A 9738-nucleotide genomic window follows, 5' to 3' on the forward strand; every position below is an offset into this window, starting at 1 on the left:
TATTCAGACCATGATGAAACCGGAATAGAATTAAAGGGCTTAAAAGCATTTCTTTCAAGCCTTGATAAAAATCAGGGAATTTTAATCTGGTTTTATGAATATAATAAAAAATCAGAGGATTTTGAATATTCAATTAAGGAGGACAAATTCAGGGTAAGAATTATTTTGATAGAAAAGGAAAAACATGTAAGAAAAAATCAGAAAATCATACACGAATTTGCTGATAGCAGGACCCAGAACCAGAATATATTGAAAAAATTCAGGGAATATATAGACATTGATTTTACATGGAAGAATATAAAAAAACCGACATATAAAATCTTTGACCCGGAAGTTAAGTTTTCAATAAAAGAAATGATGAATACAAAAAAAAGGACTATATATACTTACAGGGCTGAGATAACCAAAATGATGATTATGGATTACAGCCAGAGGATAGAGCTGAGATTGGATAACAAGGGCCGTGGACCCGAGGCCAGTGAGATCGCCCATAAATATCTGGAATCAAAAAATTTTGGAGGGACGGAAACAGATATAAACTTTGATTCCAGAATGGCCCAGTTAAAGGAAATTGCCTCGAGCGATTATAAAATTTTAATGTACGGTAAAAATGGTGATGGAAAATTAGAGGTTGCCAGAAAATTAATGGGGGAAATTCTAAAATCTAACAGAAAAATTTTCATATTGCAGACAGCCATGTTTGACCCTTTTAAAAATATAGTTTCGGATGACGAGGCATACAAGGTTGTTAAAATTTCATTAAGTGCGGATTATGCTGGCAGGCTTATTGTAAGGGATGGCGATGATGCAACTCTGCTTGCAGAGAAGTTATGGGCCGAAATAACAACAAAAAGCTCAAGCGAAAAGGATCCAGCACTTTTTATATACAATGTGGGGGATGTGATTCCAAGGAATGATTCGGGTGTTCCGGTATATGAAAGTGAGTTCTGGAGTTCATTCTTTAATCTTGCAATGAAAAAACCATCACTTATAGGTTTAATTTATGATGGCGATGGGCAAACGAAACTGTCACTTTATACAGATAAAGTTATCAAAACATACATGGAGGGAAATGAAACATCCTTCTCTATTGAGGAAACAAAGTAAATATTATTTATTATTAAAATTTTTATTTAAAGTATAATTTTATTAACTATTTTATTCACTGCCCTTCTTATTTCCACATTTATGGCCATCTTGCTTATGTTTAATCTCTGGGCAAGCTCTTTATTTGATGCGCCCCTTGGTATGTTAAAAAATTTACTGTCAATTGCCTCCTTTAATACAAATTTTTCTTTATCCGTAAGGAATATATCCAGTATGTAACTGCTTATTTCTGGAACAACCTCCTCTGCCTTTAGCTCCCTTATATTTTTTATATAAACATCATTTCCTGCTATTTTTAGAATGTCATTTATCCTGTATTTTTCTGTCATAAATATATAATTTTCAGTATTATTATAAACACTGGATTTTAAAGGATATATAGCTTTTTTTATTAATTTGTCTATAAATGCATTTTCATAGGAAACATCCATGTATAAAATGGAAGAGGATGAATCAATGTTATATATATTTACATTTTTTACCGATTTATCCTTTTTAATGGAAATCTTAATTTCACGTATATCACTTTTATTATAAAATTTAGAAAAACGTATTGCCCTTAATGAATTTTCATTATATGTATACCCTAAGAGAACATCCCTGTAATTTTCTGGAACGTAATTTGTCCAGCAATTCTCATGGCGTATTTTCAGGCTAAAAAAAGATGTATCATTCATATTATTGTGCATATATATTTATATATCTAATTTATATTTAAATGTTTATAAACTCTAAAATGTAATAAAATGATACATCATAAAAAAATAAATTATGGTAAGAATTACATAATATTAATTAAATTGATTTTTTATAAAAGATTTTCGATAACTATTAATATTATATGAAAAAAAATTCGTTAAAAATATCATATTATATTAGAATCATAAATGTTTTTATGCAATTTTATTGTTTTATTGTTTGTTTATAATCCCGGTTTTCAAAATGGCCCTCTGGAAATTTATTAGGTGCTTTAATTCACGGTCAGGCATAACAGCCATATATTCCTCTGAAAATTTAACCTCTGTATCCCATTCAGAATGAAAGCCAACAACAATAAATGTTATTTCCTTAATATTCTCATTTTTTGGTGGATCGGTATAATACTCTATCATTCCATTTGAATTAACCATTGAATAGCTTGAAAATGTTGCGATGTAAATCTTATCATTGGAACTGTATTCAACAGTTCTCTGAATTGACGAATTTTTAACCAGTATTGTGATTATTGATGGATCCAAAATTTTGATGCTCCCCCTTGGTAAATCTAACTCAAGATTCCCATAGCTATCTTTTACGGCCTTTTCAAAATTTTTTAAATTAGGAGACATGATACAATATGGCTTCTAAAATATAAATCTATTCTTATTTTATTAAAACAAAAATTGTTTTAGGCGTGGATTCACCTTCCATGAATTTTTTAAATAATAAATTTTTATTTATACCATGTATTGACATGTAAATACCTGCATTAATATTAATATAGTGCATAATGATTTAATTATGTATCAACATATAAAAATAATATACCCAATAATAGATTATAAAAGAGGTGTGTAGGTGCAAAAAAGAATTATTGTAACAGGGTCCAACAGGGGCATAGGTTTTGCAATTGCAGAGAGGCTGGCCATGGATAAATTTTCTGTCATAATGGTTGATTATGATGCCAATGTTATTGAGACAGCTGAAAATTTAAATAAAATCTATGGCAATGTAACAGGGATACAGTGTGATGTCTCAGATTATAAATCATGTGAGTCAGCATTAAGCACCATTGAAAAAAACATTTATGGAATAGTTAATAATGCAGGTATTAATAGGGACGTATTATTTAAAAACATGACATATGATCAGTGGGACAGTGTTATAAAAACTGATCTATACAGCGTTTACAATATTACCAAGCTGTTCATTGAAACAATGATTTCAAATAAGGAGGGGAGAATTGTAAATATATCATCGGCAAGCTGGCAGGGAAATATAGGACAGGCAAACTATGCTGCTGCCAAGGCCGGGATTATAGGCTTTACAAAGACCCTTGCCAGGGAGCTTGGCAGGTACAATATCACTGTCAATGCAGTTATACCCGGATTCATAAAAACACCAATGACAGACAAGCTTCCGGATAAAATTAGGGATAAATTTATTGAAAAAATACCGCTGGGAAGAATCGGCCTTCCAGAGGATGTCGCAAATGCGGTTGCCTTTTTGATGGATGATAGGAGCAGTTATATTAGTGGAACAATGATTGAGGTTGGTGGAGGTCTTGTACTATGAAAACAATGCTGGATTTCATAAAATATTATGACAATGACATATTTATTAAATATTTTGACTCATCAATTACATATGGTGATTTTTATAAATATATAAATGGCATTGCAGCGCAGCTGGCATCTTATGGTGATGATGGAAGCATAATAGCCATGATATCAGAAAATATACCACAGTTTATTATGGTACAGTATGCATGCTGGAAGAATGGCATGATATTCACGCCACTAAGCCCACTTGATTCCTATGAAGAACTTTCAAGGAAGGTTAAATTTTTAAACCCGGCTGTTGTAATAATTAGTTCAGAATTCAGGGATTCTTTTGGTGCATTAAATGGTATTGTAGACGGAAAAATAATTTATACTGATCCTGAGACATTTGGGAAGATCCCTGAAGGCCTGAAAAATAAATTTATAAAATCTCAGGGAATTGAGGAGTTAAATTTAAGAAAAAAACCTTATTTTGATATATACAGGCCGGACCCCGAGGATACCGCCATGCTGGTATTTACATCCGGCACATCTGGCAAGCAGAAGGCTGCAGAAATAAGGCATAAAAATATATACTCAGCATCGTTCATATATAAAAACTGGTTTGATGTTGGTAAAAAGGATGTAAATCTTGGAATAGCCCCATTCTTCCACATAACCGGACTTATTTTTGGCATATCATTATCTGTCATAAGCCATTCAAAAATAGTCCTAAATTATAGATTCACGCCTGAACAGACGCTTAACGACATAATAAAAAATAAAACCACCATAACAATGTTTGTTGCCACCGCCTACAGGTCAATGCTTAATTCATGGTCAGGCATTGACGATATAAAAAATAAACTTTCATCAATGAGGGTTTGGTCCGCAGGTGGCATGCCCATGCCTGTAAAAACTGAGATAGAATGGAAGAAGATGACGGGAAAGTATATTTATATGGCATACGGGTTAACAGAGAGCACCTCACCACTGACATTATGGGATTACCCATATAATGGGGAATTAAAAATATATAAGGATATAGTAAGCTCTGGCAGGCCTGTTTATTACACAACAATAAAAAGGAGCAGGGGTGGTGAATTAATAGCAAGGGGACCACAGGTGGTTTCCGGATATTACCATAATGCTGAGGATACAAAATTAACATTTTCAAGAAATGGAATGAAAACAGGTGATATATGCCACATTGATTCAAATAACTGGGTTTATATAATAGACAGAAAGAAGGATTTAATTGATATATCAGGATATAAGGTATGGCCGGTTGAGATTGAAAATGCCATCAGATCAAGCCAGTTTGTGGAGGATGTCGTTGTTGTTCCGGAAAAGGATGAATATAAGGGTGAGGTACCTGTTGCCTATGTTAAATTAAAGGATAATATAAACCCATCTGATGAAATTAAAAATGAAATAAATAATATATGCAGGGAAAAACTTGCCAAATTTAAAATACCAAAAAATATAGTTTTCATTAACCGCATGCCAGTAAATGCCTCTGGAAAAATTAAAAGGTCAGATATACATAAGATACTGGGTGATGCACAATGATTAAGGGATTTGCAGAGGCAGTATATAAAAAATATGATGGTACAGCTTATGACCTCATGAATGAGGCACTTGAGAAGGCACTCAACATGGCAGGAATTCAGCGCAGTGATATACAGGGATTTATAACAACCTTTCTGCCTGGTATTTTTGATGGTAATATTTTTCTGCATTTCTTTCCGGACCAGTTATGCGGCTACCTTGGAATAAATCCAAAATATATTGACTCGCTGGATTATGGCGGACCATCGGTTCTGGCTGGATTGTACCGTGCTGAAAAACTTATAAAATACGAGGGACTTGATAATATTCTTCTTCTATTTGGTGGCAAGGGTTCACTGGTAAGACAGACCAGAGAAACTGTGGATTCATATGAAAATCTGTATGACGGTGTTACAAACACACCATATAAACAGTTATTATCAGGCTACTCGTATAAAAATCCGCTGTCAGATTATGCACTTGTTGCACAGAGGCATAAAAAAATTTATGGAACTGCTGATGAGGACCGTGCCAGACTTATGGTAAAGCAGAGAAAAAATGGTAACGATTCGGGCTATTCCATGTTTACCGGTGATATTTCTGTTGATGACGTTCTTTCATCACCAGTTATCTCATCACCACTGCACCTTTTGGAAATAGTATATCCTGTTGATGGATTTCATGCATTCATTGTTTCCAAATCCCCGGGAAAATTAAGACCTGTTAAAATAAAAAAATATGGTGAGGCTCACTGGACAAAATTACCACCAGAGCTGGAAGAAATTATGATAACGCCTGCATCAGAAAGTTCACGTAATTTCAGGGATGAGATTAAACACTGCGATGCCTATGAGCTCTATGATTCCTTTAGCATTACTGTTATACTCCAGCTTGAGGATACAGGAATAATAAAAAAAGGTGAATTTGGCAAATTTATAGAAAAAACAGATATATCAAGCTCAGGTGATATGCCGCTTAATACAGGTGGAGGCAGTATTAACAGGGGCCAGCCTGCATATATGAGCGGTAGTGTTTTATTATATGAAAGTCTTTTACAGTTAAATGGAATGGCTAAAAATCAGGTTAGGGACATAAACAGTGTTTTTATTAATGGAATTGGTGGATGGTCAAGGAACCATTCCGTTTCAATGATTCTGGGTGATTAAAAATGAATGAAATGGAAATATACAGTATTTATAAGGATTATTTTGCAAACTCCATGCTACCATACATTAAATGCAAAAACTGTGATTATTCTTTTTATTATCCGAGAAATAGGTGTCCGCAGTGCGGATCAGACAAAATAGAGATTAAAAAATCTTCCGGCACTGGTGAGATATATTCCTATACTGTTTTTAACAACAGTATATGGGCAATAGTTTCATTTCCAGAAGGTTTTAGGCTTTATATGAACATTGATTCAGCTGGAGAACCAGACGTTGGGAAAAAAATTAAAATTAAATTTATAGATGGAAGACCCTATGGGAGCTGTTAGATTATGATTTCTATGAAATATATTAACACCTTTTGATGCTCTAAAGCTCCCAATACTTATTCTTTTTCCGTAGTAATTATTATGCATCTAAATGCTTTCATTCTTTATTATGACAGTAAAACATGCATAATAAGATATATATAGCATTTTTTAATAAGCTATTTAGTTTGAAGTGAACAAGATGAATTCTTACAGCTTAATTAGAGATGAATGGAAATCGCTTAAAAAATCAGATATATACTTAATGCACAAGCAAAGAATGATATCATGGAGAAAGGGAAATTCAGTTGAAAGGCTCGAATACCCAACAAGGATAGACCGTGCAAGATCTGCAGGATACAAGGCAAAGGAAGGATATATAATAGTCAGATCAAGGGTTAGAAGGGGCGGACAGAATAAACCCAAAATTATGGGAGGCAGAAGGCCAAGAAGGCTTGCATATACAAAAATGACACTTAAAAAAAGCATCCAGCTTATAGCCGAGGAGAGGGCTGCAGATAAATACCCCAACATGGAGGTATTAAACTCATATTATGTTGGAGAGGACGGCCTTTATAAGTACTATGAGGTAATACTTGTGGACAGGACAAACCCCAATATATATAACGATAGGCATATATCATGGATATCAGAACCACAGAATAAGGGCAGGGTTTACCGCGGATTAACATCAGCAGGATATAAAAACCGTGGCCTCGGACACGGAAGGCTTAACAGCTCAAAAAGCAGACCCTCCATAAGAGCTAATGGAAGGTTAAGGAGATAATAACAAAAATCTCCTTTAATTTGTTATGCCATGGTGGCCCAGTGGTACGGCGCCAGCCTTGAGAGCTGGTTCCCTTGTGGATCGGGAGTTCGAATCTCTCCCATGGCGCTATTATTTTTTTATTTTTATTAATTATACCATTAAATTACCTTGATAAAAAATGTTAGATGCATGGTAATTATAAAATTTAAAGCCTTTTATTATTATAAGTGCTTATTATTGTAATTCTGTTTCATAAAATCAGTTTAATTAAAAATCCTTAAATTAAATTTTTGTGATTATATCAGTGCAAATATTGTTATCTTTTATTGTGGTTATTAATAACATTATCATAGACTTTTTTGTATTTTTCCACCCAGTTATCATATTGAGATATCTGTTCAACCAATCCCTGTTTTTTGGTCTGTATATCATTTCTAGGAATTCATCTTTATTGTGATAATAATAAGGCTTATCTCAAAGGAAATATCTATGCGCAGGAATATCATTTATTACAGGTTGTGTTCCAAGTCTCATGGCCTCCATCGTGGGTATACCCTGTCCCTCGCAGAGAGTTTTAAAAACGAATTTATTCGCATACTGAAGATAATTAAATTTTTCCTGCTCAGATACAGTACCAAGTTGGTGAATATTATATGAATAATTTTTGTATTTTTCATCTGTTATAATGCCGATATGATACAGTTCAACATCTTTTAAATTTTTAATCCAATCTTATAATTCATATATCTGTTTCCTGTTTTCCCCGTTTCCATATATTTCGCCCATTGTTACTAGATGAAGTTTTCAATTGTCTGGATAAGGATTTTGAGTCGCAGGCTTAACAAATACCTTTGTCGGAATAATATCTATGGGCACATCTGGTATATACTCTCTTACCTGTTCAGCAATATGCTCACCCTGAACAACTACATTTATCCTCCTTCTCTCTATAGTTTTGAGAGTTTTTATATGAAAATCCCTGATCATTTGCGATTTATATTTATTATTTATAATAGAGAAAAGATCGTGGATGGTGACAACATTGGTATGTGGTGTTAATTCCATGTAAGATGTTGAATGAACAATATCTGCATTTCCAACCAAAAATGATAGAAGTCTCTGTGATGTCCATCCACCAATTTTTTTGCCCCGTATAGAAAATTCTACCTTCGGAAGCCGTTTTAATTCTGCTGCAATTCCATTTTTTAAGAGGTCTTTAAATAAATTTGTGGAATACGTTTTTATCCCATTGAATGTTTTCGAATTGGGCTGCACAATTTTTATTTTCATATATTACCACCATGAACCGTATTCATGCCAAAGTGTATTATAATATTTCATGATTATAATATATTAATTAATAATTTGCATATGATAACCTTTAACAAATTTGTTCAATTATTTATAAGGATAATGTCAAAAATTTCAATTAGAAGACAATAATTAAAGAATAAAATCATTCATAAATTTGTATTGTATAATTTTAAATTAGAAAAATATAATATAATTTATCTTAAATGTTTAAGATGAGGATTTTTGACTTTGTATATTAAAACGTTTAATAAATATTAATGTAATGACAACAGCGTAAATCCATGCAATAATAAGTATTACCATTGCTATTATTCCAGTGTAAAAAGTTATGTTATACGGATAAATATAATTATTAGACTTAAAAACGAAACTCAGTTTAAGTGAGGATATAGAAAAAACTGCCAACGGAAATGTGTATGCCCATATTGATATACCAGGCTTTGCATGAAAAACCTTCTTTATGCTAACAAGCATGGCCACAATAAAATTCCAGAGTTCAAATGACCATAATGAAACTGAGGCGAATAATGCTACAGTTAATGGAATTTTGAAAATACCTGGAAGCTGTGAAAGTGTAATTATATTTATCACCAGAATGCTGGAAACTCCCACAGGCAAAACAAGCACTGGTGAGGATTCACTTGACTTTATATCCCTTATGTGTGAGGTAAACGCCATAATTCCTATAAAAAGAAATAGAAAAAGTGCTATTCCAAATCCCATCAAGATCAGAAAATAAACTAGATCTGCATTTATTCCAACAAGTGGAATGATCCTTTTTCCCAAGAAAACTGTGGAAGATAAGGCAACAGGTGGTATTAATTCTGCATATGTTAATTCCCCCTTTTCTATATTCTTTGTATACATCTTATATCCAAGATAAAAACTTAGAAGCAAAATAGCAATGAAATCAAAAATATAATTATAATATGATAAATACCTTAAGGATATAATTTTTGACGGATAATATGAAATGTATGATACATTCATTATCATCATGGATAATGGAACAACGGTTGAAAAGCTAATTCTGTTAAGATTGTTCCAGTCCTCCAGAATAACATTTGGAAATACAAATGTCCTTGCAGTCCATAATGCAAATAAAATCAAAAAAAGAACCATGCCCAAAAAGAGAAAAAATATGCCAGTGTTATAAAGGGCATCGGAATGGAAAAAATCAGCCATTCTGTTTAAAAGCACTGATACGGCCAGGGTACCAAGGGCTATTGCAAACCATTCTGATCCTGTGATATATAATGTTTTTTTAAATGTCATATAATGGA

The 9738-nt window shown here is 33.0% G+C and carries 11 protein-coding genes and 1 tRNA gene; 7 read left to right on the plus strand and 5 right to left on the minus strand.

All coding sequences use genetic code 11. The annotated features are described in order from the left end of the window. Positions 1-1107, plus strand: a 1107-nt coding sequence (locus QXW15_RS07390; protein ID WP_342790244.1) for a hypothetical protein, incomplete at its 5' end; no start/stop codon positions are given. A gap of 26 nt (positions 1108-1133) precedes the next feature. On the opposite strand, the gene QXW15_RS07395 is transcribed toward QXW15_RS07390, so the two are convergent. Together QXW15_RS07395 and QXW15_RS07400 are read right to left on the minus strand one after the other, a co-directional pair. Beyond that, positions 1134-1784, minus strand: coding sequence for a helix-turn-helix domain-containing protein (locus tag QXW15_RS07395; RefSeq protein ID WP_342790246.1), 651 nt, complete (start codon positions 1782-1784; stop codon positions 1134-1136). A 234-nt stretch (positions 1785-2018) separates the two neighbouring features. After that, positions 2019-2435 carry a hypothetical protein gene (locus QXW15_RS07400; protein WP_054964465.1) on the minus strand — a complete coding sequence of 139 codons (417 nt, stop codon included), beginning with the start codon at positions 2433-2435 and terminating at the stop codon, positions 2019-2021. 229 nt (positions 2436-2664) lie between these two features. On the opposite strand from QXW15_RS07400, the gene fabG reads away from it, so the two are divergent. The 6 genes from fabG (at position 2665) to QXW15_RS07430 (ending at position 7267) form a co-directional block, all read left to right on the plus strand. After that, positions 2665-3381 (plus strand): 3-oxoacyl-ACP reductase FabG, encoded by a 717-nt coding sequence (gene fabG / locus QXW15_RS07405; protein WP_048101094.1) that lies wholly within the window; start codon positions 2665-2667, stop codon positions 3379-3381. After that, positions 3378-4919 (plus strand): class I adenylate-forming enzyme family protein, encoded by a 1542-nt coding sequence (locus tag QXW15_RS07410; RefSeq protein ID WP_287954450.1) that lies wholly within the window; start codon positions 3378-3380, stop codon positions 4917-4919. The genes fabG and QXW15_RS07410 overlap by 4 nt, the downstream gene beginning before the upstream one ends. After that, positions 4916-6064 (plus strand): thiolase family protein, encoded by a 1149-nt coding sequence (locus tag QXW15_RS07415; protein ID WP_048101092.1) that lies wholly within the window; start codon positions 4916-4918, stop codon positions 6062-6064. Before QXW15_RS07410 ends, QXW15_RS07415 begins: the two co-directional genes overlap by 4 nt. A 2-nt stretch (positions 6065-6066) precedes the next feature. Next, entirely contained in the window at positions 6067-6393 is a 327-nt protein-coding gene (locus tag QXW15_RS07420) for a Zn-ribbon domain-containing OB-fold protein (protein WP_054964467.1), read from the plus strand. 181 nt (positions 6394-6574) lie between these two features. Continuing rightward, entirely contained in the window at positions 6575-7159 is a 585-nt protein-coding gene (locus QXW15_RS07425) for a 50S ribosomal protein L15e (RefSeq protein ID WP_048101090.1), read from the plus strand. 27 nt (positions 7160-7186) lie between these two features. After that, positions 7187-7267, plus strand: a tRNA-Ser gene (locus tag QXW15_RS07430). A gap of 348 nt (positions 7268-7615) precedes the next feature. Here QXW15_RS07430 and QXW15_RS07820 read toward each other — a convergent pair. The 3 genes from QXW15_RS07820 to QXW15_RS07440 form a co-directional block, all read right to left on the minus strand. Continuing rightward, positions 7616-7867: a glycosyltransferase gene (locus QXW15_RS07820; RefSeq protein ID WP_394325611.1), complete on the minus strand. Its 252-nt coding sequence runs from the start codon at positions 7865-7867 to the stop codon at positions 7616-7618. Between the two features lie 78 nt (positions 7868-7945). Then, on the minus strand, positions 7946-8431 hold the full coding sequence (locus QXW15_RS07435; protein WP_054964468.1) for a hypothetical protein: 486 nt from the start codon (positions 8429-8431) through the stop codon (positions 7946-7948). 231 nt (positions 8432-8662) lie between these two features. Next, positions 8663-9738 (minus strand): hypothetical protein (locus QXW15_RS07440; protein ID WP_342790250.1); only part of this gene is annotated, 1076 nt, incomplete at its 5' end.

This window comes from Acidiplasma sp. (assembly GCF_038728925.1).
GTDB classification, from domain to species: Archaea; Thermoplasmatota; Thermoplasmata; order Thermoplasmatales; family Thermoplasmataceae; genus Acidiplasma; species Acidiplasma aeolicum.

What these genes read in the sequence shown, in the direction of transcription:
- QXW15_RS07395 (WP_342790246.1), bottom strand. Translation starts at nt 1,784, where the DNA reads ATGAATGATACATCTTTTTTTAGCCTGAAAATACGCCATGAGAATTGC.
- QXW15_RS07400 (WP_054964465.1), bottom strand. Translation starts at nt 2,435, where the DNA reads ATGTCTCCTAATTTAAAAAATTTTGAAAAGGCCGTAAAAGATAGCTAT.
- QXW15_RS07410 (WP_287954450.1), top strand. Translation starts at nt 3,378, where the DNA reads ATGAAAACAATGCTGGATTTCATAAAATATTATGACAATGACATATTT.
- QXW15_RS07415 (WP_048101092.1), top strand. Translation starts at nt 4,916, where the DNA reads ATGATTAAGGGATTTGCAGAGGCAGTATATAAAAAATATGATGGTACA.
- QXW15_RS07420 (WP_054964467.1), top strand. Translation starts at nt 6,067, where the DNA reads ATGAATGAAATGGAAATATACAGTATTTATAAGGATTATTTTGCAAAC.
- QXW15_RS07425 (WP_048101090.1), top strand. Translation starts at nt 6,575, where the DNA reads ATGAATTCTTACAGCTTAATTAGAGATGAATGGAAATCGCTTAAAAAA.
- QXW15_RS07435 (WP_054964468.1), bottom strand. Translation starts at nt 8,431, where the DNA reads ATGAAAATAAAAATTGTGCAGCCCAATTCGAAAACATTCAATGGGATA.